This is a genomic window from Helicobacter pullorum, from assembly GCF_900638355.1.
Lineage (GTDB): Bacteria > Campylobacterota > Campylobacteria > Campylobacterales > Helicobacteraceae > Helicobacter_D > Helicobacter_D pullorum.
The window spans coordinates 1512723-1529160 of record NZ_LR134509.1 but is presented as its reverse complement, the minus strand read 5'-3'; the positions used below and the strand labels follow the sequence as shown (position 1 = coordinate 1529160).

10 protein-coding genes are annotated in these 16438 nt (G+C 37.3%); 9 read left to right on the top strand and 1 reads right to left on the bottom strand.

The genetic code is table 11. The features are described 5' to 3' along the window. Positions 1 to 32 precede the first annotated feature (32 nt). The 9 genes from EL247_RS07395 (at position 33) to EL247_RS07355 (ending at position 15056) form a co-directional block, all read left to right on the top strand. On the top strand, positions 33 to 8678 hold the full coding sequence (locus tag EL247_RS07395) for a DNA-directed RNA polymerase subunit beta/beta' (protein ID WP_172594063.1): 8646 nt from the start codon (positions 33 to 35) through the stop codon (positions 8676 to 8678). 95 nt (positions 8679 to 8773) lie between these two features. Continuing rightward, the gene (gene rpsL / locus EL247_RS07390; RefSeq protein WP_005021361.1) at positions 8774 to 9163 is read left to right on the top strand and encodes a 30S ribosomal protein S12; all 390 of its coding nucleotides are present in this window, start codon (positions 8774 to 8776) and stop codon (positions 9161 to 9163) included. A 12-nt stretch (positions 9164 to 9175) separates the two neighbouring features. Continuing rightward, positions 9176 to 9643, top strand: a complete 468-nt coding sequence (rpsG, locus tag EL247_RS07385) for a 30S ribosomal protein S7 (protein ID WP_005021354.1) — start codon at positions 9176 to 9178, stop codon at positions 9641 to 9643. Positions 9644 to 9717: 74 nt separating this feature from the next. Then, a complete protein-coding gene (gene fusA, locus EL247_RS07380; protein ID WP_005021352.1) occupies positions 9718 to 11799 on the top strand; it encodes an elongation factor G in 2082 nt (693 codons plus the stop codon). Between the two features lie 187 nt (positions 11800 to 11986). After that, positions 11987 to 13045 (top strand): YedE family putative selenium transporter, encoded by a 1059-nt coding sequence (gene yedE, locus EL247_RS07375; protein ID WP_126442145.1) that lies wholly within the window; start codon positions 11987 to 11989, stop codon positions 13043 to 13045. 1 nt (position 13046) lies between these two features. Next, complete coding sequence (locus tag EL247_RS07370; RefSeq protein WP_005021345.1) at positions 13047 to 13259, top strand: sulfurtransferase TusA family protein; 213 nt, start codon at positions 13047 to 13049, stop codon at positions 13257 to 13259. A 15-nt stretch (positions 13260 to 13274) separates the two neighbouring features. Next, the gene (locus EL247_RS07365; protein WP_126442144.1) at positions 13275 to 14435 is read left to right on the top strand and encodes an aminotransferase class V-fold PLP-dependent enzyme; all 1161 of its coding nucleotides are present in this window, start codon (positions 13275 to 13277) and stop codon (positions 14433 to 14435) included. 19 nt (positions 14436 to 14454) lie between these two features. Then, complete coding sequence (locus EL247_RS07360) at positions 14455 to 14670, top strand: DUF3343 domain-containing protein (protein WP_054197863.1); 216 nt, start codon at positions 14455 to 14457, stop codon at positions 14668 to 14670. 56 nt (positions 14671 to 14726) lie between these two features. Continuing rightward, entirely contained in the window at positions 14727 to 15056 is a 330-nt protein-coding gene (locus tag EL247_RS07355; RefSeq protein WP_005021334.1) for a hypothetical protein, read from the top strand. A 7-nt stretch (positions 15057 to 15063) separates the two neighbouring features. Here the strand turns inward: EL247_RS07355 and EL247_RS07350 are convergent, their stop codons facing one another. Beyond that, entirely contained in the window at positions 15064 to 16398 is a 1335-nt protein-coding gene (locus EL247_RS07350) for a sodium-dependent transporter (RefSeq protein WP_054197861.1), read from the bottom strand. Positions 16399 to 16438 lie beyond the last annotated feature (40 nt).

The following is a 16438-nucleotide window of genomic DNA, read 5'->3' as shown; positions in this document are numbered from 1 at the left end:
AAATTCTACATTAAATAATAAAGGTAGTGATTATGCCAATAAGTTTAAAATCCGGAAATAGATTGAGAGTTGATTTTACTAAAATACCGCAAAATATAGCAGTTCCAAATTTGCTTCAATTGCAAAGAAGTAGTTATGAAGCTTTTTTGAAATCACAAGATAACAATGAATCAGGTATTGAAAAAGTTTTTAAGTCTATTTTTCCTATACATGATACACAAAATCGTATTAGTCTTGAATATGCAGGTTGTGAATATGGAAAGCCGCGTTATACGGTAAGAGAAGCTATGGAAAGGGGTTTGACTTATTCGATTCCTTTGAAAATCAAAATCCGTTTAGTGCTTTGGGAGAGAGATGAAAAGACGGGTGAAAAACTTGGCGTCAAGGATATTAAAGAGCAAAATATTTTTGTAAGAGAAATTCCATTAATGACAGATAGGACAAGTTTTATTATTAATGGAGTTGAAAGAGTTGTTGTAAATCAACTTCATAGAAGCCCGGGAGTTATTTTTAAAGAAGAAGAATCTTCAACAGCTTCTAATAAACTTGTTTATACAGGGCAAATTATCCCTGATAGAGGCTCTTGGCTGTATTTTGAATATGATGCCAAAGATACCCTTTTTGTGCGTGTCAATAAAAGAAGAAAAATTCCTGTTACGATTCTTTTTAGAGCATTAGGGTATTCAAAGCAAGATATTTTAAAAATGTTCTATCCGCTTTTGACAATTAAACATAAATCTGGAAAATACTTCATTCCATTTGATCCAGAAGAATTTATAGGGCGTGTAGATTTTGATATTAGAGATACAAAAGGAAAATTGATTCTTGCAGCAGGGAAACGCTTGACTGCAAAAAAGGCAAAAGCATTAAAAGAAGAAAAGCTTAATATGATTGAATATCCAATTGATATTTTGGCAAATCGTTATCTTGCAGAACCTATCATTGATAAAGAGAGTGGTGAGATTCTTTTTGATGCTTTGACTTTGATGGATGATTCAAAGCTTAAGAAATTAGCAGAGCTTGGCATTAATGAGTTTGTAATTGCAAATGACTTGGCAAGTGGCGTGGATTCTTCTGTGATTAATGCTTTTATTGCCGATGCAGAATCTCTCAAGCTTCTTAAGCAAACTGAAAAAATTGATAATGAAAATGATTTGGCAACAATCCGTATTTATAAAGTAATGCGACCAGGAGAGCCTGTAACAAAAGAAGCGGCTAAGCAATTTGTGCAACAGCTATTCTTTGACCCAGAGCGTTATGATTTGACTCGAGTAGGGCGTATGAAGATGAATCATAAGCTTGATATTTCTGTGCCAGATTATGTGACTGTTCTTACTCATGAAGATATTATTAAAACCGTGCGTTATCTTATCCATGTGAAAAATGGACAAGGCAGAATCGATGATAGGGATCACTTAGGAAATCGTAGAATCCGTGCTATTGGAGAGCTTTTGGCAAATGAGCTTCATTTGGGATTAGTAAAAATGCAAAAAGCGATTCGCGATAAGCTTTCGACAATTAGTAGCGGTTTAGAGGAGCTTATGCCACATGATTTGATTAATTCCAAGATGATTACAGGAACGATTTTGGAATTTTTTACTGGTGGGCAACTTTCTCAATTTATGGATCAAACAAATCCACTTTCTGAAGTTACACACAAAAGAAGATTATCTGCACTTGGAGAAGGCGGTTTGGTAAAAGAGCGAGCAGGCTTTGAAGTGCGTGATGTGCATCCAACGCATTATGGAAGAATCTGTCCTATTGAAACTCCAGAGGGGCAAAATATCGGGTTGATTAATACCTTATCTACTTATGCGAAGGTAAATGAGTTGGGCTTTATTGAAGCACCTTATAGAAAGGTCGTGGATAAAAAAGTTACAGATGAGATTGTGTATTTAACTGCCACTCAAGAAGAGGGGGCTGTAATTGCTCCTGCAAGCACTGTTTTGACTAATGATAATGTAATCAAAGAAGATATTATTGAAGTGCGTAAAGATGGTGAAATTATCCTTATGGAATCTTCTAAGGTAGAATTAATTGACCTTAGTCCAAGAATGGTGGTAGGTGTTGCTGCTAGTTTGATTCCATTTTTGGAACACGATGATGCAAACCGTGCTTTGATGGGTTCAAATATGCAACGCCAAGCTGTTCCTTTATTGTGCCCTGATGCACCTGTGGTTGGAACAGGGATTGAAAAAATTGTATCAAGGGATTCTTGGGAGAGTGTAAAAGCAACGCGTGGCGGTGTTGTTGAAAAAGTAGATGCTAAGAATATTTATATTTTGGGTGAAGATGAAAATGGTGCATTCATTGATCATTATTCCCTTCAAAAGAATCTAAGAACCAACCAAAATACTTCTTTTTCTCAAAAACCAATTGTCAAAGCTGGTGATGTAGTGCAAGCTGGCGATGTAATCGCAGATGGTCCAAATATGGATAAAGGAGAGCTTGCATTAGGAAAGAATATTCGTGTAGCCTTTATGCCATGGAATGGTTATAATTTTGAAGATGCTATTGTTGTGAGTGAAAAGCTTATTTGCAATGATGCTTTTACTTCAATCCACATTTATGAAAAAGAGATTGAAGCAAGGGAACTCAAACATGGTGTAGAGGAAATCACAAGAGATATTCCAAATATTCGTGAAGAAGAATTAGCTCATCTTGATGAGAGTGGAATCGTTAAAATCGGGACTTATGTTACAGGTGGAATGATATTGGTAGGGAAAGCTTCTCCAAAAGGTGAAGTAAAGCCAACTCCAGAAGAGAGATTATTAAGAGCAATCTTTGGCGAAAAAGCAGGGCATGTTGTAAATAAATCTTTGTATTGTCCTCCAAGTTTAGAAGGGACAGTAGTAGATGTCAAAATTTTTACAAAAAAAGGTTATGACAAAGATAAGCGCGCTATCGTCGCTTATGAGGAAGAAAAAGCTCGTTTGGATTTAGAGCATCACGATAAACTTTTAATGCTTGATAGAGAAGAAAGCTTAAGGATTGGTTCTATTCTTTCTAAAGAAAAACTTGCAAGCAATGTAAAAATAGGCGATAAAGAATACAAAAAAGGAAGTGTAATCCCAAAAGAAGATTTAGAAAATGTAAATCGCTTTGTAATGGGAACAATTATTAAGGGATATTCAAAAGAGATACAAAGCAAATATGACGCACTCAAAGCTAATTTCTTAGAACAAAAGAAGAATCTAAGTCAAGAGCATGAAGAAAAGCTTTCTATTATTGAAAAAGATGATATTTTGCCAAGTGGTGTTGTCAAACTTGTCAAGATTTATGTGGCAACAAAACGCAAATTAAAAGTCGGCGATAAAATGGCAGGGCGACATGGTAATAAAGGGATTGTGTCTAATATTGTCCCAGAAGTCGATATGCCTTATACTAAAGATGGGCGTCCAGTAGAAATTGTATTAAATCCTCTAGGGGTGCCTAGCCGTATGAATATTGGGCAAATTTTGGAAGTCCATTTGGGGTTGGTAGGGAAGAATCTAGGCGAACAAATCTCTCTTGTGTTTGAAGAGGAAAAAGGTAAGTGGATTGGCAAATTAAGAGACAAAATGCAAGAAATTGCAGAAACTTCAGGAATGAAAGAGATTAAAACTTTCTTGAATTCTTTGAGTGATGAGGATTTGCTAACTTATGCACGAGATTGGAGCAAGGGTGTAAAATTTGCTACCCCTGTTTTTGAAGGCGTTAATGCAAAAGAATTTGAAAAACTCTTTGCATTGGCTAAAATTGATTCAGATGGTAAGACAGAACTATATGATGGTAGAACCGGTGAGAAAATGATGGAGCGTGTGAATGTAGGGTATATGTATATGCTAAAACTTCACCATCTTGTAGATGAAAAAGTGCATGCAAGAAGTACGGGTCCATATAGTCTTGTAACACAACAACCAGTGGGTGGTAAGGCACTCTTTGGTGGTCAGAGGTTTGGAGAGATGGAAGTTTGGGCATTAGAAGCTTATGGTGCAGCCCATACTTTAAAAGAAATGCTAACGATCAAATCAGATGATGTCGAAGGGCGTGTAAAAGCTTACAAAGCTATTACTAGGGGGGAGTCTGTTAAAGAATCAGAAATACCAGAAACTTTCTATGTTTTAACTAAAGAATTGCAAAGCCTTGCATTAGATGTCAATGTATTTGCAAAGAATAAGGAAGGGGTGAATGAACCAATCCTTATTAAAGAAGATAATCGTCCAAGCGATTTTAATGCATTTCAGCTTTTGCTTGCAAGTCCAGAGAAGATTCGCAGTTGGAGTCATGGAGAGGTTAAAAAGCCAGAAACAATTAACTATCGCACATTAAAGCCAGAGCGTGATGGATTGTTTTGTGCCAAAATCTTTGGTCCAGTAAGAGATTATGAATGCCTTTGTGGAAAATACAAAAAAATGCGTTACAAAGGCATAGTGTGTGAAAAATGTGGAGTGGAAGTTACAAGTTCCAAAGTTCGTCGTTCAAGAATGGGACATATCGAGCTAGTAACCCCAGTAGCGCATATTTGGTATGTTAATTCACTTCCAAGCAGAATTGGAACATTGCTTGGTGTCAAAATGAAAGATTTAGAGCGTGTATTGTATTATGAAGCTTATATTGTCAAGCAACCCGGAGAGGCTTTTTATGATAATGAAGGAACAAAACCGGTTGCAAAATATGATGTGCTCAATGAAGAGCAATACCAAAATCTTTCTCAAAGATTCGAGCATACAGGTTTTGTTGCGCAAATGGGTGGAGAGGCTGTCAAAGAATTGCTAGAAGGGATTGATTTGGTGGATTTGATTGCCGAGCTAAAAGAAGCAATTAAAACAACTAATTCAGAAGCCAAAAAGAAAACTATTATTAAGCGTTTAAAAGTGGTAGAAAGTTTCGTGGTTTCTGGTGGGCAAAATCGTCCAGAGTGGATGATGCTTACTGTTCTTCCTGTGTTGCCACCAGATTTGCGTCCTTTGGTTGCACTTGATGGTGGAAAATTTGCAGTAAGTGATGTCAATGACTTGTACCGAAGGGTAATTAACAGAAATCAAAGATTAAAGAGATTAATTGAGCTTGATGCACCAGAGATTATTGTAAGAAACGAAAAGAGAATGTTGCAAGAAGCGGTAGATGCACTTTTTGATAATGGTAGAAATGCAAATGCTGTCAAAGGTGCTAATAAGCGTCCATTGAAATCTCTTTCTGAAATTATTAAAGGTAAGCAAGGGCGATTCCGCCAAAACTTACTTGGAAAGCGTGTGGATTTCTCGGGAAGAAGTGTTATTGTTGTTGGTCCAAATTTGAGAATGGATCAATGTGGATTGCCTAAAAATATGGCTTTAGAATTATTTAAACCACATATTTTATCTAAGCTTGAAGAGAAAGGTTATGCAACAACTCTCAAACAAGCCAAAAAAATGATAGAGCGCAAAAGCAGTGAAATATGGGAATGTTTGCAAGAGATTGTAGAAGATTATCCAGTAATGTTGAATCGTGCGCCGACTTTGCATAAGCAATCTATTCAAGCTTTCCATCCTAAGCTTATTGATGGAAAGGCAATTCAATTGCATCCATTAGTTTGTGCTGCATTTAATGCAGACTTCGATGGTGACCAAATGGCAGTGCATGTTCCGCTTTCTCAAGAGGCAATTACAGAATGCAAATTATTAATGCTTAGTTCTATGAATATTTTGCTTCCTGCAAGCGGTAAGGCTGTTACTGTTCCTAGTCAAGATATGGTTTTGGGTCTTTATTATCTTTCTTTGGAAAAAGACAATTCCAAAGGAGAGCATAAGCTTTTCTCTAATATTGATCAAATTCATATTGCACTAGAAGCAGGGGTAGTCGAAATTAGCTCCAAAGTAAGAGTGTATGTGGAAGATAGGATTGTTAATACAACAATTGGCAGAATGATTCTAAAATCCATTTTGCCTGATTTTGTTCCGATGCATTTGTGGAATAAGGTATTGAAGAAAAAAGATATTGCAACCTTGATTGATTATGTGTATAAAGAAGGTGGAGTTGGGATTACTGCTAGCTTCCTTGATAACTTAAAAAATTTAGGTTTCAAATATGCAACCAAAGCCGGTATTTCTATTTCTGCAGATGATATTATTGTCCCAAGCAATAAAAATAAAGTCATTGAGGGTGCAAAGAAAAAAGTAAAAGATATTCAAGCACAATTTGGAGCGGGCTTATTGACAGAGCAAGAGCGTTATAATAAGATTATTGACGTTTGGACAGATACTAATAATGCTTTGGGTAATGAAATGATGAAGCTTATTGAAAATGATAAGGCTGGATTCAACTCCATTTATATGATGGCAGATTCTGGAGCAAGAGGTAGTGCAGGGCAGATTCGACAGCTTTCTGCAATGCGTGGTTTGATGGCAAAGCCTGATGGAACGATTATTGAGACACCTATTACTTCAAACTTCAAAGAAGGTTTGAATGTGTTAGAGTATTTTATTTCAACACATGGTGCAAGAAAAGGTTTGGCAGATACTGCGCTTAAAACCGCAAATGCAGGTTATTTGACAAGAAAACTCATCGATGTAAGTCAAAATGTGAAGATTGTAATGGATGATTGTGGCACTAATGAGGGAGTTGAAATTACAGATATTACTATTGGTAGCGAACTCATTGAATCTTTGGATGAAAGAATCTTTGGGCGTGTTATAGCAGAAAACATTATCGACCCAATCACTAATGAAGTTCTTATTAGTGAAGGTGTGCTTATAGATGAGGAAAAAGCTAGAAAGGTAAAAGAAGCAGGTGTAAAATCTGTCATTATCCGCACTCCTGTAACTTGTAAAGCCGAAAAAGGTGTGTGTGCTAAATGTTATGGATTAAATCTCGGAGAATCTAGAATTTCTAAGATGGGTGAGGCAGTTGGAGTTGTGGCAGCACAATCTATCGGTGAGCCCGGAACGCAATTGACATTGAGGACTTTCCATATCGGTGGGACAGCAAGCAGAAGTCAAGAAGAGCGTCAAGTTGTAGCTGATAAAGAAGGATTTATTCGTTATTATAATGTCAAAACCTATAAAAATAGGGAAGGCAAGCGAATTATTTCCAATAGAAGAAATGCTGCAATCTTGCTTGTTGAACCAAAAATCAAAGCTCCATTTGAGGGAGAATTGAAAGTAGATATTGTGCATGATGAAGTGATTATCTCTGTGATTGGCAAGAAAGAAACTGCAAAATACACTTTAAGAAAAAGTGATGTGGCAAAACCAAATGAGCTAGCAGGTGTAACAGGGAAAATTGAAGGAAAATTCTATATTCCATATCCAAGTGGGCATTATGTGAGAGATGAGGGAAGTATTGTAGATATTATCAAAGATAGTTGGAATATTCCTAATCGAATCTCTTATGCAAGTGAATTAAAAGTAGAAGACAACGCACCAATTACTCAAAAAATTTATGCCAAAGAAGAAGGGATTGTGAAGTATTATTACTTGCAAGGCGATCATTTAGAGCGTTATAGAGCTTTGAAAAAGGGCGAAAAAATTACTGAAAAAGGTGTATTTGCAGTGGTTGCTGATGAGTATGATCAAGAAGCAGCGCGTCATTACATTGCTAGAGATTCTGTGATTGAAGTAGAAGATAATCAAAGGGTGACAAAAAGCACTTTGATTGCAAGCCCGGAAAATGATGAGCAAATTGTAATTGCAGATTGGGATCCTTATTCTAATCCGATTATATCAGAAGAGGCAGGAACTATTAAGTTTGAGGATATCATTCCGGGATTGACTGTTTCTGAGCAAACAGACAAATTAACAGGGCAAACAAGATTGGTGGTTAATGAATATATCGCAAGTGCCTATAAGCCTACTTTGGTATTATCTACTGCTAAGGGTGGGTTGATACGCTATGCACTTGATCCTAAAACTGCAATTTTTGTTGCTGATGGTGCTCAAGTAGAAATGGCAGATATTCTAGCGAAGACTCCAAAAGCACTTGTAAAATCAAAAGATATTACAGGGGGTCTCCCAAGAGTTTCAGAGCTTTTTGAAGCAAGAAAACCAAAAGATCCTGCAGTTTTAGCGGAAATTGATGGAATTGTGAGTTTTGGCAAACCAATTAGAGGTAAAGAAAAAATCATTATTACTGCTAATGATGGAAGAGTGGCAGAATATCTCATTGACAAGTCCAAGCAAATTTTGGTGCATGATGGTGAATTTGTCCATGCAGGTGAAGCAATGACAGATGGTGTAGTGGCTAGTCAAGATATCCTACGAATCGGTGGAGAAAAAGAGCTGTATAAATACATTGTAAGTGAGGTACAACAAGTTTATCGCCGACAAGGGGTAAGCATTGCAGATAAACATATTGAAATCATTGTTTCACAAATGCTAAGGCAAGTTCGTATCTATGATAGTGGCAACACGAAATTCATAGAAGGAGACTTAGTAAGTAAGAGACATTTTAGAGAGGAGAATGCTAGAATTATTAGAATGGGAGGAATCCCAGCAATTGCAGAACCAGTGCTTTTGGGTATTACAAGGGCAGCTATTGGAAGCGATTCTGTGATTTCAGCAGCTTCTTTCCAAGAAACAACCAAAGTTTTGACAGAAGCAAGTATTGCAGCCAAAATTGATAATTTAGAAGATTTGAAAGAAAATATTGTATTAGGGCGTATGATACCTGTTGGAACGGGAATCTATAAGAGCAAGAAGGTTAAAATTAAGGAAAATTAAGGTTATTTAAACCTTAATTTAAGCAAAGATAAAGTGTGATTTGAATATAATCCGCTTCATTTTCTCTATTGAAATTATTTTAAGAAGGAATACAAGTGCCAACTATTAACCAGTTGATTAGAAAAGAACGAAAAAAAGTTATTAAGAAATCAAAGTCTCCAGCTTTGGTAGTTTGCCCCCAAAGAAGAGGGGTTTGTACTCGTGTTTATACAACAACGCCTAAAAAACCTAACTCTGCTTTGAGAAAAGTAGCAAAAGTTAGATTAACGAGCGGGTTTGAGGTAATTAGTTATATTCCTGGTGAAGGACATAACTTACAAGAGCACTCTATCGTGCTTATTCGTGGCGGTAGGGTAAAAGATTTACCAGGTGTTAAATACCATATTATCCGTGGTGCATTAGATACTGCAGGTGTTGCAAAAAGAACAGTTTCACGCAGTAAGTATGGTGCTAAAAAAGCTAAATCAGGCGATTCTAAAAAGTAAGTGAGGTAAAAAATGAGAAGAAGAAAAGCTCCTCAAAGAGAGGTTTTGGGCGATCCAATTTATAATAACATTGTAGTAACAAAGTTTATTAATAAAATGATGTATGATGGCAAAAAAAGCGTAGCAGAGAAAATCATCTATGCAACATTTGACAAAATTGAAGAAAAAACAAAAGAAAAAGGCATTGAAACTTTCCAAAAAGCATTAGAGAAAGTTAAGCCTTTAGTTGAAGTAAGAAGTCGTCGTGTGGGTGGGGCTACATACCAAGTTCCTGTAGAAGTGCGTCCTGCAAGACAACAATCTTTGTCAATTCGTTGGTTGCTTGATTCTGCAAGAAAAAGAAATGAAAGAACAATGATTGAGCGTTTGGCAAATGAACTTATTGATGCTGCAAATGAAAGAGGAGCAGCTTTTAAGAAAAAAGAAGATGTGCATAAAATGGCAGAGGCTAATAAAGCTTTTGCACATTATCGTTGGTAATTCCTTTAGAAGGTTTTTTTCCTTCTAAAATTCCTGCATTTCTTTAGAAAATTATATTCCCAAAGGATTACAAAATGGCTAGAAAAACCCCATTAAATAGAATTAGAAATATTGGTATTGCAGCACATATTGATGCTGGTAAAACAACAACTTCTGAAAGAATCTTGTTTTATACTGGTGTAAGTCATAAAATCGGTGAAGTGCATGATGGTGCTGCAACGATGGATTGGATGGAACAAGAAAAGGAAAGAGGTATCACAATTACTTCTGCTGCGACAACTTGTTTTTGGAAAGATCATCAAATCAACCTTATTGATACTCCCGGACACGTGGATTTTACAATCGAAGTAGAAAGATCAATGCGTGTTTTAGATGGTGCTGTTGCTGTATTTTGTTCTGTTGGTGGGGTTCAACCACAAAGTGAAACTGTATGGAGACAAGCTAATAAATATGGTGTTCCACGAATTGTTTTTGTAAACAAAATGGATAGAATTGGAGCAAACTTTTATAATGTAGAATCTCAAATTGCTAACCGATTAAAAGCAAGACCAGTTCCGCTTGTGATTCCAATTGGAGCAGAAGATACTTTTAAGGGCGTAGTGGATCTTATTCAAATGAAAGCGATTGTTTGGAATGATGAATCTATGGGTGCGAAGTATGATATTGAAGAGATTCCTGCAGATTTGGTAGAAAAGGCAAATGAATATCGTGAAAAAATGGTGGAATTTGCTGCAGAACAAGATGAAGCTTTGATGGAAAAATACCTTGGTGGTGAGGAATTAAGCACAGAGGAAATTAAAGCGGCTATTAAAAAAGGCTGTTTGGCAATGGAAATTATCCCTATGCTTTGTGGCTCTAGCTTTAAAAATAAAGGGGTTCAAACATTGCTAGATGCGGTTATTGATTATTTGCCTGCTCCAACAGAAGTGGCTGATATCCGTGGTGTTGATGCAAAAGATGAAGAAAAAGAAATTAGCGTAAAATCTACAGATGATGGAGAATTTGCAGGATTGGCTTTCAAGATTATGACAGACCCATTTGTAGGGCAATTAACTTTCGTGCGTGTATATCGTGGAAGTTTAGAATCTGGAAGTTATGTGCTTAATTCTACCAAAGGCAAGAAAGAGCGTGTAGGTCGATTGCTAAAAATGCATTCTAACAAACGCGAAGATATCAAAGAAGTGTATGCAGGGGAGATTTGTGCTTTTGTTGGTTTGAAGGAAACATTGACAGGAGATACACTTTGTTCTGAAAAAGAGCCAGTGATTTTGGAGAGAATGGAATTCCCAGATCCGGTTATTTCTATTGCTGTAGAACCAAAAACAAAAGCTGACCAAGAAAAAATGGCTTTAGCGTTGGCAAAACTTGCTGAAGAAGATCCAAGCTTTAGGGTGCATACAGATGAAGAATCTGGACAAACCATCATTTCTGGTATGGGTGAATTGCACTTAGAGATTATTGTAGATAGATTAAAAAGAGAGTTTAAAGTAGAAGCAGAAGTGGGACAACCACAAGTAGCATTCCGTGAAACTATCCGCCAAAGTGTAGAGCAAGAATGTAAATACGCTAAACAATCTGGTGGTAGAGGGCAATATGGGCATGTCTTTATTCGCTTAGAGCCACAAGAGCCGGGCAAAGGCTATGAGTTTGTGAATAATATCTCAGGTGGTGTGATTCCTAAAGAGTATATTCCTGCAGTTGATAAAGGGATTCAAGAAGCAATGCAAAATGGTGTATTAGCTGGGTATCCTGTAGTTGATTTTAAAGTAACATTGTATGATGGTAGTTACCATGATGTGGATTCATCAGAAATGGCATTTAAAATCGCTGGTTCTATGGCTTTCAAAGATGCGTGTCGCAAAGCAGGTGCAGTATTGCTAGAACCTATGATGAAAGTAGAAGTAGAAGTCCCTGAAGAATATATGGGTGATGTAATTGGGGATTTGAATCGTAGAAGAGGGCAGATTAATTCAATGGATGATAGAATGGGATTGAAAATTGTTAATGCGTTTGTCCCATTAGCAGAGATGTTTGGCTATTCTACAGATTTGCGTTCTGCTACACAAGGGCGTGGGACTTACACAATGGAATTTGACCATTATGGTGAAGTGCCAAGCAATATTTCTAAAGAAATTATGGAAAAAAGAAATGGCTAAGCTTTTTGCTTAGCTTAAAGTTTTATTTTTACTTCATTAATACTTTTTTAAATTCTTCATTGGTTGTATTTTATACCTTTTTAAGGCATTTTGCATTACGATTTTATTTTATTTGGCTTAAGGATTAAGCACACAGCACTTCTTAGATTCTTACTAAAGCTGTCATTGATTATTTTTAGGAGTTTTTATGCGATTAGCTATTTGGCCTATTTTGGCAGGTGTAGCATTGGGTATTTTAGCGCCTATTTTGGTTTCTTTGGGAAATCCGGGCAATATGGGAATGTGTGCAGCATGTTTTACGCGTGATATAGCAGGTGCGATAAATTTGCATCAAGCCCCTATCGTGCAATATATTCGTCCTGAAATTATTGGGCTTGTGTTTGGTGCATTGGTAGCAAGTTTTGCATTTGGGGAGTTTCGCCCTCGTGCTGGGTCTGCACCGGTGGTGCGATTTATGCTTGGATTTTTTGCAATGATTGGTGCATTAGTGTTTTTGGGTTGTCCTTGGAGAATGTGGCTTAGATTTAGTGCGGGGGATTTTACTGCAATAGCTGGAATCTTTGGGCTTGTCGCTGGAATCCTTATGGGTATATTTTTCTTAAAACGAGGTTTTTCACTTGAGCGTTCTTACCCTGCTAGCAAAGTTGTAGGCTTTGTTTTCCCGCTTTTTGTGCTTGGGCTTTTTGGGTTGTTGCTTTGGGGGCTTGTAGATTCTTCAGCACCAGTGAAATTTTCGGAAAAAGGTCCGGGCTCACAACACGCACCACTTATTATTTCACTTGTTGCTGGTTTATTTTTGGGTGCGATATTCCAAAAAAGTCGTTTTTGTATGATAGCAGCAGTGCGTGATACAATATTGCTCAAAGATACGCATATTTTGCAAGGTGTCATAGCCCTTGTGGTTGCGGCATTTTTCACAAATCTTGCATTAGGTTTTTTCAACCCCGGATTTAGCGGACAGCCCATAGCTCATAATGATTGGGTTTGGAATTTTTTGGGTATGTTGCTTTCTGGATTTGCTTTTAGTTTGGCAGGTGGTTGTCCAGGTAGGCAACTTGTGCTAAGTGGAGAGGGTGATAGTGATGCGGGCGTGTTTGTATTTGGTTTGCTGATGGGTGCGGCATTTGCACATAATTTTAGCCTTGCAAGTTCGGCAAATGGAATTGGAGCAAATGCACCGATTGCAGTGTTTGTGGGCATAGTGTTTTGTTTGCTTGTAGCATTGTTTGCAAGAGAAAGGAGATAGTATGAAACAACTTGATGTTAGAGGGCTTTCTTGCCCAGAACCGGTGCTAAATCTCAAGCCACTACTTGAAGAAGGTGAAGATACAATAGAAGTATTATGTAGCTGTGGGGCTTCAAGTGATAATATTAAGCGTATGGCAAGTCATTATGGCTATGCAGTAGAGGTTCTCAAAGAGGAGCAAGGCGAGATAACTTATCATTTACAAAAGCAGTGATAGTAAAGGTAGAGTGTGGAACTCCCAAAATTTATTTATTTGGATAATGCTGCTACAACTTTCCCTAAAGCTCCGGGCGTGAAAGAAGCGGTGTGTGAGTTTATGGAGGGCATTGGGTCAAGCCCGGGGAGGAGCGCACACACGCTTTCTATCGAATCTGGGCGGATTCTCTACCATACACGCCGACTTTTGGCAGATTTATTGGGCTTAAAAGATTGCAAAAGAGTGCTTTTCACACTTAATGCCACAATGGCAATCAACACGCTTTTGTTTGGGTTTTTGCAAAAAAATGATGTGGTAGTAACGACATCAATGGAACATAATGCTTTGAAGCGTCCTCTTAATGTATTGCGTGAGCGACTAAATATAGAAATTAGGGAGATTCCTTGTACGCAGTTTTGTGAGCTAGATTTAGAATCTACTAGAGAGATTCTAAAGGGTGCAAAACTTCTTGCTTGCGCGCATATCAATAATGTTAGTGGAGCAATGATACCACTTGATGAGCTAAGTGTATTGGCAAAACAAGAAGGGGTAGCATTTTTGCTTGATGCTGCACAAAGTGTGGGTTGTGTAGAAATGCACAATGTGATGGAACAGGTGGATTTTTTGGCATTAAGTGCGCATAAAGGGCTACTTTCCCCTATGGGTGTGGGGGCATTGGTGATGAGTGATAGGGTTGATACAAAAAGCCTTTCGCCACTTATATTTGGTGGAACAGGGAGTTTGAGCGAGGAAGAGATTCAGCCAATGTTTTTGCCCGATAGATTTGAAAGTGGCACGCCAAATATGCATGGAATTGCTGGGCTGTGTGCAGGGCTAAAGTGGATAGAATCTAAAGGCATAGGGGAGATTCACCGCTATGAGATGCAATTAAGGGAGCAACTCACACAAGGGCTACAAAGTATAAAAAATCTAAGAATCTATGAGGTTAAAAATCCTGCTAATGCTACACTTTCGCTTGCAATAGAGGGCAAAAGTGTGTCTGAAGTGGGACTTAGGCTTGATAGGGAGTTTGGAATCTGTGCGCGTGTAGGGTTGCATTGCAATCCTGCGACACATAAGATTTTAGGAAGTTTTGAGAGTGGAGGGAGCATACGCTTGAGTGCGGGGATATTTACCACACAAGAAGAGATAGAATCTTGTATTGCCGCTCTAGCAACAATTGCAAGAAATTAAGCAAAAAAAGGGGGATTTAATGCAAAAGGGCTATCTTTTGTTTTTTACTACCGCAAGTGCATTTGAAGCAGAAATAGTCTGCAAAAGTCTCAATCTTACTTTCAAGCTTACTCCTACACCTAGAGAGTTTTCAAGTGATTGTGGGATTGCGATATATTTTGAAGTGCAGAATTTACAAATACTTCAAGAAGCCTTGCAAGAAGCAAATATAGAATTTGAAATGAAGATTTTATAGAATCAATCCAATCTATTTGTGTTAAAATATTGCAAAATTATCAAAAGAGGTAAGTAATGAGGATATTTTGCATTCTTTTAATGGCTGGTAGTTTATATGCACAACCTTGGGTAATGTTTAATGATATGGATGATACTTATTTGTATGATCAAGCAAGCGGGCAAGTTTATATAAGAGTTAAAAAAGGTGGCAAGAATTATGAAGATACTTTTGTGAAAATGGGGGTAATAGATAATCTTCAAAATAATTCCTCCAAAGCTTCTTTGAGTGCAGAATCTATTCAAGATAAAAACGCCAAAGAAGCTAGTGAGGATCAAAGAGAATTGTTAAAAAAAGCACAAGAATTGCAGCGAAGTATCCAAAATGGAATCTTTGAGGGGGAATAGTTTGGGTTTAGAATCCCCCTATGGCAAGTGTAATCATTGCCGCTAAAATCCCTAGTGGAGCGATATACTTAATGATAAAATACCAAAGATGAAAGATTTTGCCTGTTAGATGTCCTTCACACATTGCATAGACTTTGCTTTTTGGGAGTATCCAACCTACAAACAAACACATAAAAACACCTGCTAAAGGAAGCATATAAGATGCACTAATATAGTCAAACCAGCCAAAGAGATTTTTACCCAAAAGGCTTAAATGTTCTCCAAACAATACACTATTACTTAAAAGCAATAAAATACCAAGCACATAAGAGATGCCGATACTTGTAAGGTTTGCTTTGGTGCGTGAAAAAGAAAATTTGTCAATTAACCAAGCGTTGAGTGGTTCTAGCATAGAAATTGCAGAAGTGATTCCTGCAAAAATGAGTGCAACAAAAAACAAAAAAGCAATGATTTGCCCACTTATGCCCATATTTGCAAAAATCAAAGGCAAAGAGATGAAAACTAGCCCCGTTCCACTATCTGGCTCTGCACCATAACCAAAAATAAAGGTAAAAATCACAAGTCCAGCCATAAGGCAAAAGAAGAAATTTAATAACGCTACAATCACAGCAGAGCGTATGAAATTGCCCTTTTTGGGCAATGAATTTGCATAAGTGAGGATTACACCTACACCCAAAGAAAGCGCAAAGAAAGCCTGTCCTATCGCATCAACAATAACTTGTGGAGTGAGTTTGCTAAAATCAGGCGCAAATAAAAATTTAAAAGATTCCATAAAAGAATCTTGGCACATAGAATAAACTAAAAGCCCAACAAAAATAATCAAAAGCAAGGGCATTAAGATGAGGTTAAGTCGTTCAATCCCTTTTTTGATGCCTTGGTTGAGCACATAAGCACAAAGTGCCACGATGATAAAATGCCACAATAATTGATAGCCTATTTGTTCCCCTATAAAATGCTCCCATAGAGATTTTGTAGCTTCAAGCGTTTTTGGCATTCCTGTGATACTTAAAAACATATAATGTGTAAGCCACCCAAGCACAATTACATAAAATGAAAAAATCATTATGCCTGAAAAAACCATTATACCACCATATTGGAGATATTTTTTGTCTTTGGGAGCAAGGGTATAAAAGGTGCTAAAGCTATCACGCTCACTTGCCCTACCTAAGATCATTTCTACAATAAAAACGCTCAATCCAAATATCAAAAAAGCAATGATAAATACAAGGACAAAAGCCCCGCCCCCACTTTCTCCCACCATATAGGGGAATTTCCAAATCCCGCCAAGTCCGATAGCACTTCCTGCTGCTGCCAAAATAAAGCCTATTTTTGAAAAACGCATTGTAGTTACCTTGTGTATAATTTAAAATGTATCTTAACAA